Origin of the sequence: Georgenia alba, assembly GCF_042665525.1 — a bacterium.
Classification (GTDB): domain Bacteria; phylum Actinomycetota; class Actinomycetes; order Actinomycetales; family Actinomycetaceae; genus Allobogoriella; species Allobogoriella alba.
Genome location: NZ_JBHTCQ010000004.1, coordinates 39121 through 60560, shown reverse-complemented (window position 1 = coordinate 60560; position 21440 = coordinate 39121). Strand labels below are relative to the sequence as shown.

The 21440-nt window shown below is 72.4% G+C and carries 23 protein-coding genes; 8 read left to right on the top strand and 15 right to left on the bottom strand.

All coding sequences use genetic code 11. The annotated features are described in order from the left end of the window. Both ACFQQL_RS16245 and ACFQQL_RS16240 read left to right on the top strand, forming a co-directional pair. Positions 1 to 408, top strand: a complete 408-nt coding sequence (locus tag ACFQQL_RS16245) for a YciI family protein (RefSeq protein ID WP_382396205.1) — start codon at positions 1 to 3, stop codon at positions 406 to 408. 18 nt (positions 409 to 426) lie between these two features. Further along, entirely contained in the window at positions 427 to 1572 is a 1146-nt protein-coding gene (locus ACFQQL_RS16240; protein WP_382396488.1) for an RNA polymerase sigma factor, read from the top strand. A gap of 6 nt (positions 1573 to 1578) precedes the next feature. Here the strand turns inward: ACFQQL_RS16240 and ACFQQL_RS16235 are convergent, their stop codons facing one another. Both ACFQQL_RS16235 and ACFQQL_RS16230 read right to left on the bottom strand, forming a co-directional pair. Continuing rightward, the gene (locus ACFQQL_RS16235; RefSeq protein WP_382396204.1) at positions 1579 to 2202 is read right to left on the bottom strand and encodes a TetR/AcrR family transcriptional regulator; all 624 of its coding nucleotides are present in this window, start codon (positions 2200 to 2202) and stop codon (positions 1579 to 1581) included. Continuing rightward, entirely contained in the window at positions 2199 to 3698 is a 1500-nt protein-coding gene (locus tag ACFQQL_RS16230; RefSeq protein WP_465254068.1) for an FAD-dependent monooxygenase, read from the bottom strand. Before ACFQQL_RS16230 ends, ACFQQL_RS16235 begins: the two co-directional genes overlap by 4 nt. A gap of 137 nt (positions 3699 to 3835) precedes the next feature. Between ACFQQL_RS16230 and ACFQQL_RS16225 the strand changes: the two genes are divergently transcribed. Next, positions 3836 to 4450, top strand: a complete 615-nt coding sequence (locus tag ACFQQL_RS16225; RefSeq protein WP_382396202.1) for a DapH/DapD/GlmU-related protein — start codon at positions 3836 to 3838, stop codon at positions 4448 to 4450. A gap of 76 nt (positions 4451 to 4526) precedes the next feature. Further along, positions 4527 to 5726, top strand: coding sequence for an endonuclease (locus ACFQQL_RS16220; RefSeq protein WP_382396201.1), 1200 nt, complete (start codon positions 4527 to 4529; stop codon positions 5724 to 5726). Here ACFQQL_RS16220 and ACFQQL_RS16215 read toward each other — a convergent pair. From ACFQQL_RS16215 to ACFQQL_RS16205, 3 genes are read right to left on the bottom strand one after another with little or no spacing between them, the layout of a single operon-like run. Next, entirely contained in the window at positions 5696 to 8077 is a 2382-nt protein-coding gene (locus tag ACFQQL_RS16215) for a GNAT family N-acetyltransferase (protein ID WP_382396487.1), read from the bottom strand. The genes ACFQQL_RS16220 and ACFQQL_RS16215 overlap by 31 nt on opposite strands. 5 nt (positions 8078 to 8082) lie before the next feature. Next, entirely contained in the window at positions 8083 to 9399 is a 1317-nt protein-coding gene (locus tag ACFQQL_RS16210) for a lysine N(6)-hydroxylase/L-ornithine N(5)-oxygenase family protein (RefSeq protein ID WP_382396200.1), read from the bottom strand. Then, positions 9396 to 10856: a pyridoxal phosphate-dependent decarboxylase family protein gene (locus tag ACFQQL_RS16205; protein WP_382396199.1), complete on the bottom strand. Its 1461-nt coding sequence runs from the start codon at positions 10854 to 10856 to the stop codon at positions 9396 to 9398. Before ACFQQL_RS16205 ends, ACFQQL_RS16210 begins: the two co-directional genes overlap by 4 nt. A 218-nt stretch (positions 10857 to 11074) precedes the next feature. Here ACFQQL_RS16205 and ACFQQL_RS16200 point away from each other — a divergent pair, with 218 nt between their 5' ends. Further along, entirely contained in the window at positions 11075 to 11455 is a 381-nt protein-coding gene (locus ACFQQL_RS16200) for a DoxX family protein (RefSeq protein WP_382396198.1), read from the top strand. After that, positions 11455 to 12309 carry a sigma-70 family RNA polymerase sigma factor gene (locus ACFQQL_RS16195; RefSeq protein WP_382396197.1) on the top strand — a complete coding sequence of 285 codons (855 nt, stop codon included), beginning with the start codon at positions 11455 to 11457 and terminating at the stop codon, positions 12307 to 12309. The genes ACFQQL_RS16200 and ACFQQL_RS16195 overlap by 1 nt, the downstream gene beginning before the upstream one ends. On the opposite strand, the gene ACFQQL_RS16190 is transcribed toward ACFQQL_RS16195, so the two are convergent. Continuing rightward, entirely contained in the window at positions 12310 to 13110 is an 801-nt protein-coding gene (locus ACFQQL_RS16190) for a hypothetical protein (RefSeq protein WP_382396196.1), read from the bottom strand. It lies immediately after the preceding gene. 159 nt (positions 13111 to 13269) lie between these two features. Between ACFQQL_RS16190 and ACFQQL_RS16185 the strand changes: the two genes are divergently transcribed. Next, entirely contained in the window at positions 13270 to 14286 is a 1017-nt protein-coding gene (locus ACFQQL_RS16185) for a ketopantoate reductase family protein (RefSeq protein ID WP_382396195.1), read from the top strand. Positions 14287 to 14293: 7 nt separating this feature from the next. Then, on the top strand, positions 14294 to 15154 hold the full coding sequence (locus tag ACFQQL_RS16180; protein ID WP_382396194.1) for an NAD-dependent epimerase/dehydratase family protein: 861 nt from the start codon (positions 14294 to 14296) through the stop codon (positions 15152 to 15154). A gap of 24 nt (positions 15155 to 15178) precedes the next feature. On the opposite strand, the gene ACFQQL_RS16175 is transcribed toward ACFQQL_RS16180, so the two are convergent. From ACFQQL_RS16175 to ACFQQL_RS16135, 9 genes are all read right to left on the bottom strand, one after another. Then, positions 15179 to 15562, bottom strand: coding sequence for a DUF2695 domain-containing protein (locus tag ACFQQL_RS16175; RefSeq protein WP_382396193.1), 384 nt, complete (start codon positions 15560 to 15562; stop codon positions 15179 to 15181). A 272-nt stretch (positions 15563 to 15834) separates the two neighbouring features. Further along, positions 15835 to 16356: a MerR family transcriptional regulator gene (locus ACFQQL_RS16170; RefSeq protein WP_382396486.1), complete on the bottom strand. Its 522-nt coding sequence runs from the start codon at positions 16354 to 16356 to the stop codon at positions 15835 to 15837. Between the two features lie 283 nt (positions 16357 to 16639). After that, entirely contained in the window at positions 16640 to 17218 is a 579-nt protein-coding gene (locus ACFQQL_RS16165) for a bifunctional nuclease family protein (protein WP_382396192.1), read from the bottom strand. A gap of 105 nt (positions 17219 to 17323) precedes the next feature. Then, a complete protein-coding gene (gene ftsR, locus ACFQQL_RS16160) occupies positions 17324 to 18115 on the bottom strand; it encodes a transcriptional regulator FtsR (protein WP_382396191.1) in 792 nt (263 codons plus the stop codon). Next, positions 18112 to 18606, bottom strand: a complete 495-nt coding sequence (locus ACFQQL_RS16155; RefSeq protein ID WP_382396190.1) for an FHA domain-containing protein — start codon at positions 18604 to 18606, stop codon at positions 18112 to 18114. Before ACFQQL_RS16155 ends, ftsR begins: the two co-directional genes overlap by 4 nt. Before the next feature lie 121 nt (positions 18607 to 18727). Continuing rightward, on the bottom strand, positions 18728 to 19546 hold the full coding sequence (locus tag ACFQQL_RS16150; protein WP_382396189.1) for a DUF881 domain-containing protein: 819 nt from the start codon (positions 19544 to 19546) through the stop codon (positions 18728 to 18730). Between the two features lie 7 nt (positions 19547 to 19553). Further along, a complete protein-coding gene (locus ACFQQL_RS16145; protein ID WP_382396188.1) occupies positions 19554 to 19886 on the bottom strand; it encodes a small basic family protein in 333 nt (110 codons plus the stop codon). Further along, entirely contained in the window at positions 19887 to 20819 is a 933-nt protein-coding gene (locus tag ACFQQL_RS16140; protein WP_382396187.1) for a DUF881 domain-containing protein, read from the bottom strand. It abuts the gene before it with no gap. Further along, positions 20816 to 21403 carry a CDP-alcohol phosphatidyltransferase family protein gene (locus ACFQQL_RS16135; protein ID WP_382396485.1) on the bottom strand — a complete coding sequence of 196 codons (588 nt, stop codon included), beginning with the start codon at positions 21401 to 21403 and terminating at the stop codon, positions 20816 to 20818. Before ACFQQL_RS16135 ends, ACFQQL_RS16140 begins: the two co-directional genes overlap by 4 nt. Between the last annotated feature and the right edge of the window lie 37 nt (positions 21404 to 21440).

Below are 21440 nucleotides of genomic sequence, written 5' to 3'. Positions count from 1 at the left end.
ATGGCCAAGTACCTGCTGCTCAAGCACTACCGCGGCGCGCCGGCACCGGTCAACGACGTGCCGATGGACCAGTGGACGCCGGAGGAGATCTCCGCCCACGTGGCGTACATGAAGGAGTGGGAGGACCGGCTCAAGGAGTCCGGCGAGTGGGTCAGCAGTGACGCCCTCTCCCCCGAAGGCACGTTCGTCCGCTACGACGGCGAGGGCAAGCCGCCGGTGACCGACGGGCCGTTCGCCGAGACCAAGGACCTCATCGCGGGCTGGGAGATCATCGACGTCGAGACGTACGAGCGGGCGCTGGAGCTGGCGGCGGAGCTATCCGCCGCGCCTGGTGCCGGCGGGAAGCCGATCCACGAGTGGCTCGAGCTGCGCCCGTTCTTCGGCGCCCCGGAGACCATCACGGAGTGACACCATGGCGCCGTGACGCTGGACGAGGGCACGGTCCGGACCCTGACACCGCATGTGATCGGCGTCCTCGTCCGCCGCGGCGCGGACTTCGCGACGGCGGAGGACGCCGTCCAGGACGCCCTCGTCGAGGCGGTCCGGACCTGGCCGGCCGATCCACCGCGTGATCCGAAGGCGTGGCTCATCACGGTCGCCTGGCGCAAGTTCCTCGACGCGACCCGGTCCGACGTCGCGCGACGACGGCGCGAGGAGGTCATCGACGCCGAACCGCCGCCCGGGCCCGCCTCCGAGCGGGACGACACCCTGTGGCTGTACTTCCTGTGCGCGCACCCCTCGCTCACACCTGCGTCGGCGGTCGCGCTCACCCTGCGCGCCGTCGGCGGGCTGACCACCCGCCAGATCGCCCAGGCGTACCTGGTGCCCGAGGCCACCATGGCGCAGCGCATCAGCCGGGCCAAGCGCACCGTGTCCGGCGTGCGGCTCGACCGGCCGGGCGACGTCGGCACCGTGCTGCGGGTGCTCTACCTCATCTTCAACGAGGGCTACTCCGGCGACGTCGACCTCGCGGCGGAGGCCATCCGCCTCACGCGGCAGCTCGCCGCCGTCGTCGACCACCCCGAGGTCTCGGGACTCCTCGCACTAATGCTGCTCCATCACGCACGTCGCGCGGCACGCACCGACGCCGACGGCCGGCTCGTGCCCCTCACCGAGCAGGACCGCGGCGCCTGGGACACCGGACTCATCGCCGAGGGCGTCCGGATCCTGCAGGCGGCCCTCGCCCGCGACCGGCTCGGTGAGTACCAGGCCCAAGCCGCCGTCGCGGCACTGCACGCGGACGCACGCACCGCCGCGGAGACCGACTGGCACCAGATCGTCGAGTGGTACGACGAGCTGGTCCGGCTCACCGACAGCCCGATCGCCCGCCTCAACCGGGCGGTGGCCCTCGGCGAGGCCGACGGCGCCCCGGCCGGGCTGGCCGCGCTCGCCGAGCTCGACCCGTCCCTCCCCCGCCACACCGCGGTGGCCGCGTATCTCCACGAGCGCACCGGCGACCTGGACCGCGCGGCACGCCTCTACGCCGAGGCCGCCCTTCGCGCGCCGAACCTCCCCGAGCGCGAGCACCTGCTGCGGCAGGCCGCGCGCCTCAACGCCCGGTCCGGCCGCTGACGAGCCTCAGGCGTCGGGCAGGAGCCCGGCCTGCCGGTAGACCCGCCTGAGGTGATCGAGCATCTCCGCCGGGGTGATCTCGCCCGGCCGCAGGAGCCGGTACAGCAGGGCGCCGATCGTCATGTCCAGGACCGCCTCGACGTCGGTCTCCGGCGGCAGGCGCCCCTCGGCCACGGCCCGGGCGAGGATCGGGATCGCGACGCGGCGGCGCGGGACGATGTGGTTCTCCCAGTACGCCGCCATGATCTCCGGATGGGTGAAGCGGGACCCGAACGCCTGGGCGAGGAGCGCGCGGTACTCCTCCGAGGCGAGGATCTCGGCGGCCCGCGGCAGCGCGGCCGCCACGAGCGTGACCATCTCGTCGTAGGTCATCTCGGGGTCGAGCTCGGCCGCGTCCGCCTCCGTGTGGGTGCGGCCCGGCAGGCCGTCCGCGGAGGACTCGATGGCGGCCGCGAGGAGTGCCTCGCGCGAGTCCCACCGGCGGTACACGGTGACCTTGCTGACCCCGGCGCGCCGCGCCACCTCCTCGATGCTGGCCCCGCCGATCCCCCGCTCGACGAGCAGCTCGCGCGCGGCACGCAGGATCGCCGCGTCGGCGGCGGCGCTCCGGGGACGTCCGACCCGGGTCACGTGCGCCGCCCCAGCGTCTCCTCCAACCACGTGTCCAGCTCCCCCGGATCCGATCCGCGCCAGGCCAGGTGCCCGTCCGGTCGCACCAGCCAGGTCTCCGCCCGGCCGTCCTCGCGGGTGAGGGCGACGGCGAGGTCGCCGAGGCGGGTGGAGATCGCCGTCGTGCCGGTGTCAGGGACGAGGACGGCCCACATGCCGCCCAGGTGCGCGTGCAGACGGGAGGCCGTTCCGTCGGGAGCTCGGCACGGCACGTCAGCTACCCGGTCCCCCGGCCGCGGTGCCGGACCGCTGCGACGGCCGAGCGGTCCGCGCCGGTAGGTCACCCAGAGCTGGGAGGCCGTCCAGGTCGCCTTGCGCTGGACCCACGGCAGGCCGAACAGCGGCGCCACCAGCCGGTCGCGCACGAACCTCCCGGCCGCGTTGCGCGTCACGTCGATGGCGGTCACCGCCGAGGTGCCGCGCAGCACGTCCTTCGCCAACGGCCGGCGCTCCGCCTCGTACGTGTCCAGCAGCCTCTCCCCCGCCAGGCCGCGCACGACGAGCGCCAGCTTCCACGCGAGGTTCTCGGCGTCACCGAGGCCGGTGAGCATGCCCTGTCCGCCGAACGGTGCGTGCGCGTGCGCGGCATCGCCGGCCAGGAAGATGCCTCCGGCACGGTAGTGATCGGCGAGGCGCCGATGGATGGTGAACTGCGAGAGCCACTCCGGTTCCCCCACCACAACTCGGCGGCCGGTCCGTTCCGGCAGGACCCGGCGGACCCGCTCGAGGATCTGCTGCTCGGTGAGCCGCTCCTGGCTGGTGCCGTCGCCGTCGTCGCCATCGGGGTCGTAGGCGAGCACACGCCAGAGGTTGCCGCGCGGGTGTGGCATGGGCATCGCCCCCAGCAGGCCGCTCGGGTGGATCCAGCCCGTGGTGCCCGACCGGTCCAGGTCCCAGCCGAGGTGGACGTCCGCCAGCAGGAACCGTTCGGACAGCCGCACCCCGGGTGCGGTGATGCCCGCCACCCTGCGCACCGTGCTGCCGGTGCCGTCGCAGCCGACCAGCCAGGCGGTCCGCACCCGTTCCCCCGTGCTCAACGTGGCCGTGACACCTTCGTCGTCCTGGCTGGCCGCGGTGAGGGCGTTGCCCCACTCGGGCTCGACCCCCAACCCCGCGAGACGACGACGTAGCTCCCCTTCCACCCGCGCCTGCGAGATCACCATGGGCGGGGCGGCCGTGCGGAGCCCCGGGTCACCGAAACGCAGCCTCATCAGCGGACGGTCCCCCAGGTAGGTCGTCACCGCCATCGCGTGCTCGGACTCCTCGGGCAGCGAGCCCAGCGCACCCAGGCGGTCGAGCACCTCTCCCCCACGTGCGTGCAGGAAGTTCGCACGCGAGGTCGTCGCCGGGCCGTCAGCGCGATCGACCACGCGGACCTCGACCCCGGCCAGTCGCAGGCCGCAGGCCAGCGCCAGGCCGGTGGGGCCCGCTCCGACCACCAGGACCTGGGACACGATCAGCACCCCCGTTTGTGTACGGTACCGTTTACAAACTAGAGCGTGGAACCAGACGCCGCAAGACGGCGGCACCAAGTCGTTCGTCCGGTTGCCGGCCCGTCACCGGGGCGTCGTCTGCCGTCGCTACCGTCCGGCCTGTGAGCAGACTCGGCCTGGAACCCGTGATCCACCCGACCGCCGAGGTCGCCGACTGCCGCCTCGGCGCCTACGTCGAGGTGGGTGCCCACGCGAACCTCACCGAGTCCACGCTCGGCGCATACTCCTACGTCATGCAGGGCGGGGTCGCCTGGTGTGCCGAGATCGGCAAGTTCGCGAACATCGCCGCATACACCCGGATCAACGCGCCGAACCACCCCATGTGGCGGGCCACCCAGCACCACTTCACGTACCGATCGGCCGACTACGGCCTCGCCGACGGGACGGACGCCGAGTTCTTCGCGTGGCGACGCGCTCACCCCGTCACCCTCGGCCACGATGTCTGGCTCGGCCACGGCGCCGTCGTGCTGCCCGGTGTCTCCATCGGAACGGGCGCCGTCGTCGGTGCGGGTGCGGTCGTCACCAAGGACGTGCCGGCGTACACGGTGGTCGGCGGCGTCCCGGCCCGCCCCATCAGGCGGAGGTTCGACGAGGAGACCGCCGAACGTCTCCAGCGGCTCGCGTGGTGGGACTGGTCGCACGAGGAGCTACGTGAGGCGCTCCCGGCCTTCCGGACCCTGGATGCCCGGGAGTTCTGCGCCCGCTACGGCCACTGAGCGGCGGCGTCCTCCTCACCGCCCGTTCACCCAGGGGGTAGCCGCACGACACCTCGACGCGGCAGGATCGCCTGGCATGACACGAAGCCGTGAGCTGCCTCGTCCGACTGTCATCACCCTTCTCGCTACCCTCGCGCTCGCGCTGGTAGGCGTGCTCGGCTCGACGCCGGCGCACGCGGCGACGCTCAGCGTCGCGGAGGCGATCGCCACCCAGGACAGTTCGACTGCCACGGTGCGCGGCTACGTCGTCGGCCAGCCGACGGCGGAGGACACGGTCGTGACCGACGGGTTCCCGGACGACTACGCCCTGGCCATCGCCGACAGTGCCGGCGAGACCGACACCGACGAGATGCTCTACGTGCAGGTCACCAGCGAGCACCGCGCCGAGTGGGGCCTGGCGTCGAACCCCGACCTCATGGGGTCCCGGATCGACGTCACCGGGGATCTCACCCCCTACTTCACGCCGCACGCCGGGCTGAAGGACCCGTCGTCGCTGGAGCTGGTCGGCGAGGAGCCCACCGACCCGCCCACCGAGGAGCCCACCGACCCGCCCACCGAGGAGCCCACCGACCCAAGCGACCCCGGGGAGGTGCCGGCCGGCTACTACGACTCCGCCGAAGGGCTCGCCGGCCAAGAGCTCGAGGCGGCGCTCCACGACATCATCGACGACCACACGATGATCGACTACGACGCCGTGTGGGACGCCCTGCGCGAGACCGACGCGGACCCGGCGAGTCCCGGGAACGTCGTCGAGCTCTACAGCCGCCGCTCGGTCCCGGCGGACAGCAACGGCGGCGACGCCGACGACTGGAACCGCGAGCACGTGTGGGCCAAGAGCCACGGCGACTTCGGGACCTCGATGGGGCCCGGCACCGATGTCCACCACCTGCGCCCGACCGACGTGTCGGTCAACTCCGCACGCGGCAACCTGGACTTCGACCTCGGCGGCTCGGGTGTCGAGGAGTGCACCGGCTGCATGGCCGACGAGGACTCCTTCGAGCCGCCGGACGAGGTGAAGGGCGACGTCGCGCGGATGCTCTTCTACATGTCCGTCCGCTACGAGGGCGACGACGGCTTCCCCGACCTGGAGGTCAACGACCAGGTGGGCAACGGCTCGGCGCCGTACCACGGCCGTCTCTCGGTGCTGCTCGAGTGGCACCAGGAGGACCCCGTCTCGGACGCCGAGCGCATGCGAAACGACCTGATCTACAGCAACTGGCAGGGCAACCGGAACCCGTTCATCGATCACCCGGAGTGGGCGGCCGAGATCTGGTGACCGGCGGTCTGTCCGCCAGAAGCTCGGTGATCGTACGGTGCACCTGGCCCTCGATCTCCTCGGCACCGTTCGGAGGCCAGCGGGTTCTCCAGCGTGCCCGCGTACATGAGCGAGGACGCCTGATCGGTGATGTCGACCATCTCGAGAGTGTTCCGCAGCTGCAGCCGGTTGAGGCAGCTGTGCCGGAACGTCGGGCGCAACAGGTCGTACCGTGAGGCGGCGTCGGTGAGTTCCGGGTGGTCCACCCGGTGCTCCTCGACGACGTCCCCCGCGATCCGCCAGAAATCGCCCTCCTCCAGCACGCCGTCCTCGTCGAGGATGGCGGCGAGGTACCGCAGGAACCCGTCGAAGACGTCGGTGTGGATCGCCAGCGCCCGCGTGCCGTGGTCGGGCACCTCGGCACGGATGCGCTCCACCTCGGGCGGGAGCGGCAGGTCGCCCATCACGGCGACCTCCTCGCCGACGTCCTTCATGAGGACCCGCACCGGGACGCCGTCGCGCAGCACGAGGATGAGGTTCTCCCCGTGCGGCATGAACGCCAGGTCGTACGCGAGCAGGCAGTGCACCAGCGGCCGCAGGTAGGCACACAGGTACGTGCGCACCCACTCGCCGGGCCCCAGCGGCGAGGCGTCGATCAGGGCCGTGACCAGGGCTGCGCCGCCGGAGTCCCGGTGCAGCAGGGACGCCATCGTGGCGAGCCGCTCTCCCGGCCCGACGCGCGTCAGCGGGCTCTCCCGCCACAGCGCCGCCAGCATCTTCTGGTGGGGCCCGCGCGCGGTGTGCCGGTGGAACGCGTCGCCCGTGTATCCCGCCGCGGCGACCTCGCGAAGCACGTCGAAGCCACGTTCGCGCAGCTCCGGGTCCTGCCGCACCACGTCGGCGACCCAGTCGTTGATCGCCGGCGTCGCCCGCATGTACGCCGGGGAAAGACCTCGCATGAAACCCATGTTCTGGATCGACAGCGCCGTCTTGACGTAGTGACGCCCCGGCCGGGTGGCGTTGAAGAAGGTGCGGATCGACTGCTGGGCACGGAACTCGTCCTCGCCCGCACCGAGGTGGACGAGGTCCCGGCGCGCCACGTCCGGTGCGAACGTCACGGCCAGCTTGTCGGTCCACTGCCACGGGTGCACCGGGACGAACAGGTACCCCGCCGGGTCAAGGCCGAGCGCCTCGAGGCGACGGCGGAACCGGGCCAGTGTCCGCTCCCCCAGCTCGGCCTCGTAGAGCGAGTCCTCGGTGACGCCGTCGCCCACCGCGAGATCCGCGACCGTGCGCCGGACCGCGACCCACTCCAGGCGCACGGGCGCCGACGTCTCGGGTGCGTAGGCGGCATAGTCGTCGGCGCCGAACCCGATCCGCCCGTTGTTCGCGACGAACGCCGGGTGTCCCTCGGTCATCGAGCCCTCCAGCAGCTGGTACGTCTCGGCGGGGTCGCCCTCCCCGAGCAGCGCGGCGGCCAGGTGTGCGGACGAGGGGCGCGGGCGGGCCAGCTTCCAGGCGGCCGAGGCGAGCGTCGAGGCGATCTCCTCGAGGTACACCGGGAGGAGGGAGTCCGGGATGCCGAGCACGGGCGCGAGCTCGGCCACGAGGTCCTGGGCGTCCACCGCCACCTGCTCCCCCGCCACCGTCCGGCGCAGCGACGCGGGGTCGAGGACCCAGTGCTCCAGGAGGTGCCGGCGGGCCGTGAAGGTGTAGCGGGACGTCGGCGTCTCCAGCAGCCAGCCGTCGCCGTCGGGAACGGGCGCGAGGAGCCGCTCGTGGGTGTACTCGCCGATCGCCTTGGCGGCCAGGTGACGCTGTGCCCGCTCGAGCCGCTCCGGCGTCAGGTGGTCGGTCTGGGCGGCGCGCTCGAAGTCCGCGCGCTCGCAGACCGACAGCATCGCGGTCTTCTCCGGCAGCGGGACCTCCCGGAGCTCCACGAAGCCGGCCGCCACGTTCTTCCGGCGGACGGCGGCGTTGCGCACGTCCGGCTCCACGACCACGCGCCGCACGGCCGGATCGGCGAAGCAGCGCGCCAGCACGGCCCGGAAGACCTCCGAGGTGAGGCCGGGGACCGCGGGTCCCTCCGGTGGAGCTACCAGCACGTGCATGCCGAGGTCGCCCGCACGGACCTCCGGCAGCTCCGCCAGCGGCGAGTGGGCCGGGTCGTAGGTCTCGACGAGGAACGTCGGGACACCGTGCACCCGCCCGAGGAAGGCGTCGTGGTGGGCGCTCGCGGTGATCTCGGAGAGCTCGGCTCGCACGTCGTCGAGACCGGCCTCCTGCATCATCCAGAAGTGCGATCGCGGGTGGGTCACCCACGCGTGCACCGTCGCCGCGTCGCGCTCGACGTCGATCGGCTCGATCGTCATGCCGGTCACCGGGGCACCTCCTCGAGCGCCGGGGTCCGGAACCTCTCGGGCACGCCGAACTCCTGGAACGCGACCCGTCGCTCCACGGGGTAGACCTCGCGGCCGAGCATCGCGGCGATGATCACGGAGTTGCGGTACGCGCCCATGCCGAGGTCCGGCGCGACGAAGCCGTGGGTGTGCTCCTCGCCGTTCTGCACGTAGATCTCGCTCCGGCCGTGGTCCACGGCGTAGGAGGAGTCGGCGTCGTAGCGGCCCTCGCCGTCGAACGCGATGCGGTCGGCCACGGGCGCCAGGAAGGCCGGGACCTCGGCCCGGTAGCCGGTGGCGAGGACGAGCGCGTCCGCCGTGACCCGGAACGGCTCGTCCCGCTCGGTGTGATGCAGGTCGAGCCGGTAGCCGTCGGCCGTGGCGCGCGCGCCGACGACCTCGGCGCAGGTCAGCAGGGTGGTGTCGGTGCCGCCGGCCACCTGCCGGGCGTAGAGGCGCTCGTGGATGGCATCGATGGTCCCGGCGCTGATGCCCTTGTAGAGGCTCCGTTGCTCGCGCAGCAGCTCCCGCCGCTTGCGGTCACTCAGGCCCTGGAAGTAGGCGGTGTACTCGGGCGAGGTCATCTCGAGGGTGAGCTTGGTGTACTCCATCGGGAAGAAGCGCGGGGACCGCGTCAGCCACACGAGCTCGTAGTCGTGGTCGTCGATGTCGTCGAGCAGGTCGGCGTACACCTCGGCCGCGGACTGGCCGCTGCCGACGACGGCGATGCGTCGCCGTCGCTGCAATGAGGCCTTGTGCCGGAGGTACTCGGCCGAGTGCGTCACGGCGTCCTGCCCCAGCAACGGTCGCAGCGGCGCGGGCACGAACGGGACCGTCCCGGTGCCGAGCACGAGACGGCGGGCGCGGTGCACCTCCCCGTCGTGCGTGGTGGCCACGTACGCGTCGCCGTCGTGCTCCACCCGTTCCACGCCGGCCCCGAACCGCACCGAGGAGAGCCGGTCGGCGGCCCACCGGCAGTACTGGTTGTACTCCCGGCGCAGCGGGTAGAAGGACTCGCGGACGTAGAAGGAGTACAGCCGGCCGGTGTCCTTGAGGAACGCGAGGAACGAGTACGGCGACGTCGGGTCCGCCATGGTGACGAGGTCCGCGAGGAACGGGACCTGGAGGGTCGCCTCGGGCAGCATCATGCCCGGGTGCCAGTCGAACTCCTCGCGTGCCTCGAGGAAGACGGCGTCGATCTCCTCGATCGGGTCCAGCAGGCAGGCGAGACCGAGGTTGAACGGGCCGAGCCCGATGCCGAGCACGTCGTGGGTGTGCCGATCGGTGCGGCTCATCGGGCACCTCCCACGGTGGCCGGATGACGGTCGCGGGAGAGCTCCCGACCCACGGACAGGACGTTCCTGACGATCGACAGGACGTCCTCCCGGGTGGCCGCAGGGTTCAGCAGGGTCAGCTTCAGGAACTGGCGGCCCTCCACGGTCGTGGCGGCCACGACGGCCGTGCCCCGGGCGTACAGCTCGTGGCGGATGGCCGTGTTCAGCTGGGCGAGGGCACGCTCGGAGGTGTCCGGCGGCGCGTACCGGAACACGATGGTGCTCAGCTGTGGGGGCGCGGCGAGCTCGAGGTCCTCCCACCCGGAGATCGCCGCGTGCACCTCCTCCGTCAGGTCGATCACCGCGTCGAGGTAGTCGCCGATGGCGTCCGGACCCATGACGCGCAGGGTCATCCAGAGCTTGAGCGCGTCGAAGCGGCGAGTGGTCTGCAGGCTCTTGTCGACCTGGTTGGGGTTCATCGAGTCCGCCGGGTTGAGGTAGTCCGCGTGCCAGGTCACCGCGCGCAGGGCCTGCCGGTCCTGGACGAGGATCGCGCTGGAGGAGACCGGCTGGAAGAACGTCTTGTGGTAGTCGACGGTGACCGAGTCGGCGAGCTCGACGCCGGAGAGCCGGTGGCGGTGGCGCCGGGAGGTGAGCAGGCCGCCGCCGTACGCGGCGTCGACGTGCAGCCACGCACCGGCCGTACGGGCGACGTCGGCGACGTCCGCCACGGGATCGATGGCGCCGAAGTCGGTGGTGCCGGCGGTGGCGACGACGGCCATCGGCTGGTCGCCCCACTCCTCGACCTGCCGCACCAGCCGGGCGAGCTCGGCCACGTCCATCCGGCGGTCCGCACCGACGGGGACCGGCACCACGGCGCCGGCGGGCAGCCCCATCACGTGCGCGGACTTGCCGACGGAGAAGTGGCTGTCCGCCGAGGCGAGGATCCGCATCCGCTCCGGCGGCAGCCCGCGTGCCGCGGCATGTGCGCGGGCAAGGACGAGCGCCTGCAGGTTGGACTGCGACCCGCCCGAGGTGAAGACCCCGTCGGCGCCGGGCCCGAACCCGATCCTTCGTGCGGTCCAGTCGATGAGGTGGCGCTCCATGTAGGTGGCTCCGACGCTCTGGTCGAAGGTGTCCATCGAGCTGTTGACCGCGGTGAGGAGCTGCTCGGCGACCAGCGTCGGGATCACCACCGGGCAGTTGAGGTGGGCGGCGTACGAGGGGTGGTGGAACCAGACGGCGTCCCGGAGCCACAGCTGGGTCACCTCCGCGAGAGCCGCCTCGAGGTCCGGCAGCGGCCGGTCGAGATCGACCCCGGCCACCGGCAGCGCGGCGTCCATCGGCGAGCGGCCGGTTGCCGGGCGGGTCACGGCAGTGAGCTGGTCCGTGAGGCAGTGCAGCCCGCTCCGGATGGCGGCGTCGAGCTCGGTGGCGTTGTCGGGGTGGACGAGGTGGTGCAGGGATGCGTCCGACACGTGACCCTCTCGGTAGTAAGGGTGACCTAAGCGAATTACGGCACGGCAAACTAACCAAAAAAGTTGCCGGAACGCCAGAAGCTCCGGCCCCGGGTCCCTCTTCCGGCGGCACGACGGTGATTCCTCCGTCCCGCGATACGGACGGTGCTCGTGGCCTCACATTCCTGCGTCTCGGACCGTCCTTCCGGTGAGAGCGTCTGGAAGGAGGCATCAGCAGGATGGAGATGACCCTTCTCGTCCTCACCGTCGTCGCGACGGGCTTCAGCGCGTTCACGGCCCTCGTCTCGCTCACGGGCCGACCGCGGAGAGTGTCGCGCGGGGCCGACGAGGCTCTCGACGCGGCCGGCGTCCCGCGGTCGTGGCAACGGTTCCCGATCGGCGTCGTCAAGGCGCTGGCCGTGGCCGGCCTGGTCGCCGGGCTGCTCGGGGTCCGTCCGGCGGGGACGGCCGCTGCCGTCGGCCTGATCGTCTACTGGTCGTGCGCGACGTTCGCCCACCTTCGGGCGCGGCATTACGACCACCACCTGCCGTTCACCGCGACGTGGGCCGTGATCTCGGTGTCCATCCTCGCGCTCGACCTGGCAACGTGGTGCCGGTGATGGCCGGGCCGGACCGCGTCACGGCCGCCTGGGAGGAGGACCGCAGCTACCTCCTGGCGGTCGCGCGGCGGGTGCTGCGCGACCCTACCGAGGCCGAGGACGTGGTCCAGGACGCATTCGTGCGGCTGACGCTCCAGCGCATCGAGGACATCGAGGACGTGCGGGCCTGGCTGGTGGTCGTCGTGCGGCGTCTCGCCCTGGACCGGCTCATGTCGGCCCACCACCGCCGATCCCGACCGGTCGACTCGGCGGACCTCGCCGAGCAGGTGCACGAGACCGCACCCGACCCCGCGGACCGCATCACGCTGGACGACGAGGTGCGGCACGCCGTCGACGTCGTCCTGCACCGGCTGACGCCTGCGCAGCGCACCCCGTTCCTGCTGCACGACGTCTTCGGCGTCCCGTTCGACCAGGTGGCAGAGCTGGTGGGACGGACCCCGGCGGCCTGCCGACAGCTCGCGAGCCAGGCCCGCCGCGCCATCCGGGACGGCGGACCGCCCGTGCTCACCGAGCCGGACCCGCGTGCCGCGGAGGTCGCCCGCCGGTTCGTCGCCGCGACCAGGGGCGGGGACCTCGGAGCCCTGGTCGAGCTGCTCGACCCCTCGGTCTCCGGCTCGGTCACGATGGAGGGCCGGCGTGTCGGGTGGGAGGAGGGCCCGTTCGACATCGCGGAACGGACGATGTTCTTCCTGGGCCCGCGAAGCCCGTGGCAGCTCACCAGCATCCCGCTCGAGGACGACGTCGGCGTGCTGGCCACGCGCCGTGGCGAGACCGTCTTCGTCGGGCGCCTGGAGCTCGTGGACGGCAGGATCGGCCAGCTGCACGGCGTGGTCCTGCCGCGACGGGAGGCCTGATCACGCGCCGCGAGGTCGGCCCTCGTGGTAGTCCGTGGTCGCGCGATACCCGGCGTCCTCAAGGAGGTCGCGCCCGGTCGCGTCGCCGGCCGGGACGGCGACGACGGACACCACGGCGCCGACCTGGCGAGCCGCCTGTTCGAGCGCGAGCAACGGCGCCAGGCCGGTGACCTCCGTGACCAGCAGGACCGGACCCCCGGGCGCGTAGACCGGCGGAGCCGTGACGAGCCGGCCGGCGCCACCGTCGACGGTGAGCCGACCGCCGTCACTCTCGACGGCGAGCCGACCGCCGTCCGACCTGCTGGACTCGGACGTCGGAAGGTCCCGCGTCCACCAGGACTCGACGCGGGTGAGGCCGAGCGCCTCGACGGTCTCCCGACGCGCCCGCTCCGGCACCGGGCACACCGCTCGGAGATCGGCGTGCCGCCCGGCCGCGAGCAGGAGTGCGACGCCGTCGCTCCCCCAGGCCGAGTCGTCCTCGAGCACCATGTCGTCGGCCACGAGCCGGTCGCCCTGGGGTGCGCCGAGCAGGTACCCGCGGTCCGTGCGCACCGTCACCGTGCCGGGGTCGTCGATCTGCCCGGCCAGGAACGGCGCGTGCCGCTCACGCGCGTCCGGTGCCGGCCGCCAGAACCGCGGCGCGTACCCGGCCAGGCGTTCGCGGCGGGCCGCAGCGAGGCCCACGACCCACCCGAGGTCGCTCGACGCCAGCGGTCGGACCTGCGGCATCGCCGCCACGGCGTGCGGCACGGTGGGTCCGTTCCCCAGATGCGCCACCGTGCACCACCGATCCCGGGTCATCTCCTCGGGACGAACGTAGCCAGGGCCGTCCGGCCCGACAACGGCCGACGACGCCAGGTCCGCGCGGACACTTGGCCCGCGTGGACACCGTCTTGTCCGCCGCGGCCCCGCGGTGGAAGGCTGAGCGTGCCCGCCCCTCGACCCGTCCGGAGGTCCGTCATGCGCTTCGTGGTCTACGGTGCCGGAGCCATCGGCGGCGTCGTCGCGGCACGCCTCCTCCAGCACGGCCACGACGTGACCGCCATCGCGCGCGGCGCACACCTGGAGACGATCCAGGAGTCCGGTCTACGCGTGCAGGACCCGACCGGTGAGCAGGTGGTGCCGTTGCGGGCGGTGCCGCACCCGGCCGCGCTCGAGTGGCGCGGTGACGAGGTCGTGCTCATCGCGGTCAAGAGCCAACACAGCGCCGGAGTCCTGCGGGACCTGGCGGCCGCGGCCCCGAACGAGGTAGCCGTGGTCAGCCTGCAGAACGGGGTGAGCAACGAGGACGAGGCGCTGCGGCGGTTCCCGAACGTCTACGGCGTCATGGTCGCGCTCCCGGCCGTGCATCTGGAGCCCGGCGTGGTCAAGGCCTACTCCACACCCGTCACCGGCATGCTCGACATCGGGCGCCATCCGTCCGGGGTGGACGCCACCGCACAGCAGATCTCCGAGGCTTTCACGGGCGCGACGCTGCTCTCGCACGTCGAGGACCGCATCAGCCGGTGGAAGTGGCGCAAGCTGTTCATGAACCTCGGGAACGCGGTCGGCGCGGTATGCGGACCGGGCGAGCGTGGCGGCGATCTGTGGAAGCGCGCGGTCGCCGAGGCGGACAGGGTCGTCGCGGCGGCCGGGATCGACGTCGTGGACGTGGACGAGGAGCGGCAGCGCCGCCAGGGCGTGCTCACCATGGGCGACGTCGCGGGCGAACCGCACCCCGGCAGCTCGTCCTGGCAGTCCCTGGCGCGGCGGGCACCCGACATCGAGACGGACTACCTCAACGGCGAGATCGTGCTGCTGGGGCGCCGCCACGGCGTCCCCACGCCGGTGAACGCCGTGCTGCAGCGGCTCGCGAACGACCTCGTCGCCCGGGGCGCCGAGCCCGGGTCGGTCTCCCGTGACGAGGTCGAGCGGCTCATCGACGCCGAGCCCGCTCCGCGGACCGCCCAGGAGGCCACGGCCACCGGTCGGGCATGATCGAGCCATGAACCGCATCCTCGTCACCGGAGCCAGCGGCAAGCTGGGCCGCGTCGTCGTCGAGCACCTTGCCCAGCACGGGTACGACGTCGTGGCCACCGACCGCGTCGCGCCCCCGCCCGGCCTGCCCGGGAGCTTCGTCACCGCCGACCTCACCGACTTCGGCCAGGTGGTCGAGCTGCTCAGCGGCGTGGACGAGGGCGGCCCCGTGGACGCGGTCGCGCACCTCTCGGCGATCCCCGCACCCGGACGCTCCCCCAACGCCACGACCTTCCGCAACAACGTCCCGAGCACCTACAACGTGTTCCGCGCCGCCCAGGTGGCCGGGGTGCGCAACCTCGTGTGGGCCTCGTCCGAGACCGTCCTCGGTCTGCCGTTCGACCCGCCGCCGCCGTATGCCCCGGTGGACGAGGAGTACGCGGTCATGCCGCAGTCCACGTACTCCCTCGGCAAGGCCGTGGAGGAGGAGATGGCACGCCACCTCACCCGGTGGGACCCACAGCTGAAGCTCATCGGGCTTCGGTTCTCCAACGTCATGCGGCCGGAGGACTACGCCGACTTCCCGGCGTTCCAGGACGATCCGAGCGTCCGCCGCTGGAACATGTGGGGCTACATCGACGCCCGCGACGGCGCCCAGGCCGTGCGCCGAGCCCTGGAGGTCGACCTGACGGGCTTCGAGGCGTTCATCATCGCCGCGGAGGACACCGTCATGGAGACACCGTCCGCGGACCTCCTCGCGGCGGAGTTCCCCGACGTGCCGCGCCGTCGCGAGGTGGTGGGCCGCGAGACGTTGCTGAGCATCGACAAGGCCCGCCGCCTGCTGGGGTACGCCCCGCAGCACCGGTGGCAGGACCACGTCGGTCGCTGAGCACCGCCTCACCGGACCGCCGGGTCACCAGCCCGCCGCGCGGTTGATGCGTACCCAGACCAGGCACGGCTGCGTGGTGCCGGTACGGACGCCGAGACACCCGGCGCCCCCGCCCGGCCCGCGGTACTCGTCGGGCACCACCTCGACGGCGACGTCCCACCCGTTGAGGAACAGCTCGCAGTCGCAGTATGCGCCGACCCGCCCGGCGCGCCGCTCGAGCCCCGTCGCCCGTGGCGCCTGCCGATCCCTCCATCTTCGTGTCCAGCGCAACGTCCCGTCGCATCCGAACGCCGCGATCATCCGGTTGACGTAGCACAGCACGCACTCGTGCCACCCTGGCGAGGTGAGGTCCTCCGCCAGGCTGGCCAGCTCGATCTCCAGTGTCTGGACCCCGTTGTCGACCGACATCACAACTCCTCCTGGTCATGCGCACGATGGCTGAGCGCTCGAACACCTGTACGCAAGCCTGCCGTTCGGGTCTGACATCGCGTCGGCAGATGCGCTCGCACGGCACGGGAGGCATGCGCGATCGTCCGTGAGGGATCAACCCGTCGGGTGACAGGACGGAGGTCCGGTGGGTCACCGGGGCCGCGATGGACTGTGCCGCCGCATGAGACGGACTGTGCCGCCGCATGAGATCGGCCCCCGCCGTGGGCGGGGGCCGAGAGGTTGCCGGAGCGTCAGCCGGCGTTGCGGGCAGCGCGACGCTTGGCGAGCTCGTCCTCGACGAGGGGCTCGCCGTCCTCGTGCGCCCGCTCGGTGGGTAGCTGGGACAGGTCGCCCTCCACCTCGCGCCAGACACGACCGACCGCGATGCCGAACACGCCCTGCCCTCCCTGGACCAGGTCGATGACCTCGTCGGCGGAGGTGCACTCGTACACGGAGGCCCCGTCACTCATGAGGGTGATCTCGGCGAGGTCCTCGACGCCCCGCTCGTGCAGCGAGGTGATCGCGGTGCGGATCTGCTGGAGCGAGACACCGGTGTCCAGCAGCCGCTTGACGACCTTGAGCACGAGGATGTCGCGGAAGCTGTACAGCCGCTGGCTGCCCGAGCCCGAGGCACTGCGGATGCTGGGCTCGACGAGCCCAGTCCGCGCCCAGTAGTCGAGCTGCCGGTAGGTGATCCCGGCAGCGCGGCATGCGGTGGGGCCGCGGTAGCCGGTGTCCTGGTCGAGGTCGGGAAGGGTGTCGCCGAAGAGCATCCCTTGTGCCCGTTGAGGCACACCCGGGGCCGCACCCGCTGTCGCATCAGTGCCGCTCACAGCGACCTCCCTCGCTCCGCGTACTCACCAGATCCGCTCCGACGTCTGCCGGTACGAGGATACGCGGCCGACGGTCGTCTGCGGTGGACGTACTCAACGTAGAACCGACCCCCCGTCGGGTCAACGAGGCGCACCGCGAAAGCCGACGGCGTGTCGCGCCCGGCGAGTCTCACCCTCATGTCGAAGGTTCGGCCGGCGGGGGCGGCGCACCGTCCCGCCAGCATCAGGGCCGATCGCCCGGCTGGTCCTCCTGGCCGGGGTCCCCCTCGGGACCACCACCGCCGCCGGGCGGACCGGTGGCGAAGTCCTCCGGCTCCACACCCTCCAGGAACGCCCGGAACTCCTCCATGACCTCTGCTCCCGGCTCACTCCCGGCCAGTGCCGGCCCCTCCGACGGGTCGAGACCGGCGTCCTCCACCGGGACGCCGGCGACCTCGAGGAGCTCCTCGTCGCACAGCACCGGGCACTTGGCCCGCAGCGCGACAGCGATGGCGTCGGACGGTCGGGAGTCGACCACCTGTCCGCCGCTGAGCACCACCTCGGCGTGGAAGATCGCGTCGACCACCCGGGTGACGCGGATCTCGGTCACGGTGACGTCGAGATGCTCGAGGATCGAGACGAGGAGGTCGTGCGTCAGCGGGCGGGGCGGGACGAGGCCGGCCTGCGCCGACGCGATGGCCGCACCCTCGCGGGGTCCGATGACGATCGGGAGCACGCGCGCACCCCCGGGCTCACCGAGGACGACGACCACCTCGTTCCCCGGGACGGAGACCCGGACGCCCAGCACCACCATCTCGCGCATGCCGCAACGGTACGACCTGTACCTGGGAGAGGAGACCTGAAAGGCGACCCGAAGGACGTTCACCGACCGCAAATCGCCGGCGGCGCGCGCTGCCGGGACCGGGCCTCAGCCGAGCTCGTCGACCGCGGACCGCAGCAGCTCGGCGTGGAGCCGGGCGTAGAGCTCGGCGAGCTCGCTCGCCTGGGCGGCCCCGCGCTCCCGGGCCGCACCGTTGCGCTGGGCCCGGGTCGGCGCCACCACCTGGTCGATCGTGTCCGCGTCCCGCTCGGCGCTGGTGCGGACCCGGCGCAGATGCCGTGCGGAGATGCCGTGGCGGCTGAGCGCCAGGGCGGCCTGCACCACCTGTACCGACCGACCCGGGAAGCGGCCACGGGTGTCGGCGATGATCAGGCCGGCCCGCGCCATCTCGTCCAGCTCCTCCTCGCTGCAGCCGGTCAGCTCGCAGATCTCCTGCGCGCTCACCCGGGCGCCGGCGGCCGGGCTGACGAGCTCGCCGTCCCGGCTGACCACCCGTGCGTGCGACGGCGGTACGACCTCACGCCCGGCGTCGAGGTCCGCCAGCTGCTCGCGGATGACCCGCAACGGCAGATAGCTGTCCCGCTGCTGGGTGAGGGCGTACCGGATCCGCTCCGCGTCCGCCCGGGAGTACATCCGGTAGCCCGACCCGGTGCGCCGCGGCGCGACGAGGCGCTGCTCCTCGAGGAAGCGCAGCTTGGACAGCGTCACCGCGGGAAACTCCGGCTTCAGGAGTGCGAGCACCGTGCCGATGCTCATCGACGGCGTGTGCGAGACCTCCTGCGGCCAGGAGGTCGGCTGCTCGTGGCGGCCGCGCTCGGGGGCGCGCTCGGTCTGGCCGCCCCCCTCGCCCAGGGGCTGGCGGCGGGCCGCGGAGCTCACGACTGGTCCGTCGTCGCCTGACCGCTCTGGCCGCGACTCGGACTCGGGTGGTACGTCAGCCGGTACTTGCCGATCTGCACCTCGTCACCGGTCCGCAGCACGGTGCTGTCGATCCGTTCGCGGTTGACGTACGTCCCGTTCAGGCTGCCCACGTCGCGGACGGAGAACCCGCCCTCCCCCGCGAGGAACTCGGCGTGCTTGCGGGAGACGGTGACGTCGTCGAGGAAGATGTCCGCGCTCGGGTGCCGGCCGGCCGTCGTACGCTCCGCGTCGAGCAGGAACCGGGCGCCGGCGTTCGGTCCGCGTTGCACGATGAGCAGCGCGGAGGACTCCGGCAGCGCCTCGATCGCGGCCACGTCGTCGGGGCTCAGACCCTGGTGGAGCAGGTCCTGCTCGAAGTCGGCGCCGACGGCACCGAAGCGGGCTGTCGTCGTGGCGTCGGGGCGCTCGCCCGGGCCCCCGGCACGCTCCGGCGGCTGCGGCGTCGTCATGGGCCTTCCTCCTGGGTCTTCGTGGTCCGGGCGTCGGCCGTCGGGGTCAACAATAGAGGCAGGCGGCGGCCACTGTGCGCGCGGGTCACCCGACGCCCGGGCGTCGGGCACGGATCCCGCCTCACTCGTCCGACTCGCTGGGCGGGACGGGTGAGGCCACCTCGACGGGCTCGACCTCACGGACGGCGGTGATCTCGACGTCGTCCTCCTCGGTGAGCTCTGTCGTCGCGCCGACGTTCCGTACCGAGGCGGTGGCGCCGCCGGGGATGTTCAGGGCGACCGCGAGCGTCTCCGGCTCCCCCACGGCACGCCACTCGTACGGCGGGCTGATCCGCTCGCCGTCGACCACCACGCCGCCGGACGGGTCGTCGAGGATCCAGCTCGAGGCAGTCAGCCGCTGGCCGGAGAGCTCGACGGCCTCCGCGCCGGCGTTGCGAAGCTCCTCCAGGATCGTGACCAGCACGTGCGCGCTGACGGCGTGGTCCGGGTCGGAGACCGTGAGCGTGATGCCCGGGCCGTGCACCGGAAGCGTCCCGGCGAGCATCCCCCGAGTGATGGCGCGCAGCTCGGCGGCCTCCTGCGCCGCCTCCCGGGAGCTGGTGGAGGACCGCAGCCCGGACAGGTCGTCCTGGAGCTGCTCCTGCTCCGCCTCGAGCTCCTCGTTGCGTCGGGTCAGCTCGTCCAGCAGCCGTACGAGGTCGTCCTGCCGCATGCTGGACAGGACGTCGTCCTGCGTCTGGCGCACCTGCGCCACGACGGCGAACCCCAGACCCGCGCACAGCAGGGCGACGACCACGTGGATCGCCGAGATGCGGGCCGAGATCAGCGACCGGAGCACGCGCCGGGACCGGGCGACCCGTTCCGGTGACCTCGGTGGACGGTCGTCGCCCCGCGTCGCGGGCCGGTCGCCGCTCGGCTCGGTGGTCTCGTCGTCGCTCACGTGAGGTTCACGCCCGGAAGATGTGGCGACGGATCGCCGCCGCGTTGGAGAAGATGCGGATGCCGAGGACCACGATGACGGCGGTGCTCAGCTGCGTTCCCACGCCCAGCTGGTCCCCGAGGAAGACGATGAAGGCGGCGATGAGCACGTTGAAGACGAACGAGACCACGAAGACGCGGTCGTCGAAGACGCCGTCGAGCCGGGCACGCAGGCCGCCGAACAGGGCGTCGAGCGCCGCGACGACGGCGATCGGGAGGTAGGGCTGGAGGAGTGCCGGGACGGTCGGGTCGAGGAGCACACCTGCCAGGACGCCGATGAGCAGGCCGATTACCGCGAGCACCTACCGCTCCTCCCCGTCCGCGCCCGAGTCCGCGGACCGATCACCAGAGGGTGACACACCGGACGACGTGGGGGCCACGTCACCGAGCGGCTGGGCGTACCGCGGTGCCACGCCGGAGAGCGCGGCCATCTCGATCCGCTCCTGGGTGCTGATGTCCACGCTGATGCTGTAGGTGCTGCGGAGCACGTCGAGGTGGGTGGCCGCCGGGGTCCGGGCCAGCTCGGTCTGCAGGTGGTCCGGCTCCCCGATGGCCTCGACCTGGTACGGCGAGACCACGGGCTCGAGGTTGACCAGCACCGCCTCGCCGGCGGTGCGGATGGCCGTGGTCGAGCCGAGGCGCGTGCCGTTGATCGAGACGGCCTCTGCGCCGGCGGCCCACAGTGAGTTCACCAGCACCTGGAGGTCGACGTCGGTGATGCGTTCGTCCTCGGAGCCCTCGGCGCCCTGCTGGGCGGCCGGGGAGTCCTCGAGCCGGACGACGACGCCCGGCCCGCTGACGGCGACCGCACCGGACGGTACGGCGAGCGCGTCGAGCTGCGCCGCGAGGTCGTCGTCGACGAGACCGAGCCCGGCCTGCTCCAACGACTCGATCTCTGCCGAGATGGTCGCGTTCTGGCCCTCCAGCTCATGCCCGGCTGCGGTGCGCTCCTCGATCTGCTCCAGGAGCAGCGAGCGAGCCGGCGTGAGGCCGCCCTGCGGCGCACGCAGCTCGCGAGCCGCCCAGACCCCGCCGGTGCCGATGGCGATGCTGAGCACCAGCACCACCGCCTTCTGCCACCACGAGCGCCTGCGCGGACGGGTGGGGCGCTGCTCGGCGGCCCTCCGGTACCCGGCGTCGAGCGGGTTCTCCAGCAGGTAGCGCAGGAGCGACATGGACTCGTCGGGCCGCGCGGTCCGGACAGTGTCCTGCTCGGGGCGACCGGCCGGTGTCACGGCGCGCTCTCCCGCACGATGCGAGCGACCTGCTCGACGTAGAGCAGCGCGGCGAACCAGTACAGGCCCACGCCCCAGAGCGCGCACGCCCAGCCGAACGTCCACGCCAGGTCGCCGGGGGTGCCGGGCAAGCCCGCCAGCAGGAGCAAGGGAAAGGAGTACATGAGTGCGAATGTGCCCGCCTTCCCGGCGAGGTGCACGGGCAGCGGGCCGTACCCGTGCCTGCGCAGCGCCGGCAGCAGGCAGGCGAGCAGCACGTCGCGTGCCACGATGACGAGCACCAGCCACCAGGGGACGAACTCGCGCCACGCCAGTCCGACCAGCGTCACGAAGATATACAGCCGGTCCGCCGCCGGGTCGAGGAGCTGGCCGAGCCGGGAGGTCTGATGGAAGTGGCGGGCGATCAGGCCGTCGAGCCAGTCGGTGACGCCGGCGACCACGAGGACGACGAGCGCGGGCACGTCCCGCTCGGTGAAGAGCAGCACACCGAAGACGGGCACGAGGAGCAGCCGGACGGCCGAGATGACGTTCGGCACGGTCCACACCCGCTCGGTGACCTCACCGGCCGGTGAAGCCTGCTCCATGCCCACCGCACCAGCCTAGTTGGACGGGCACGCGCGC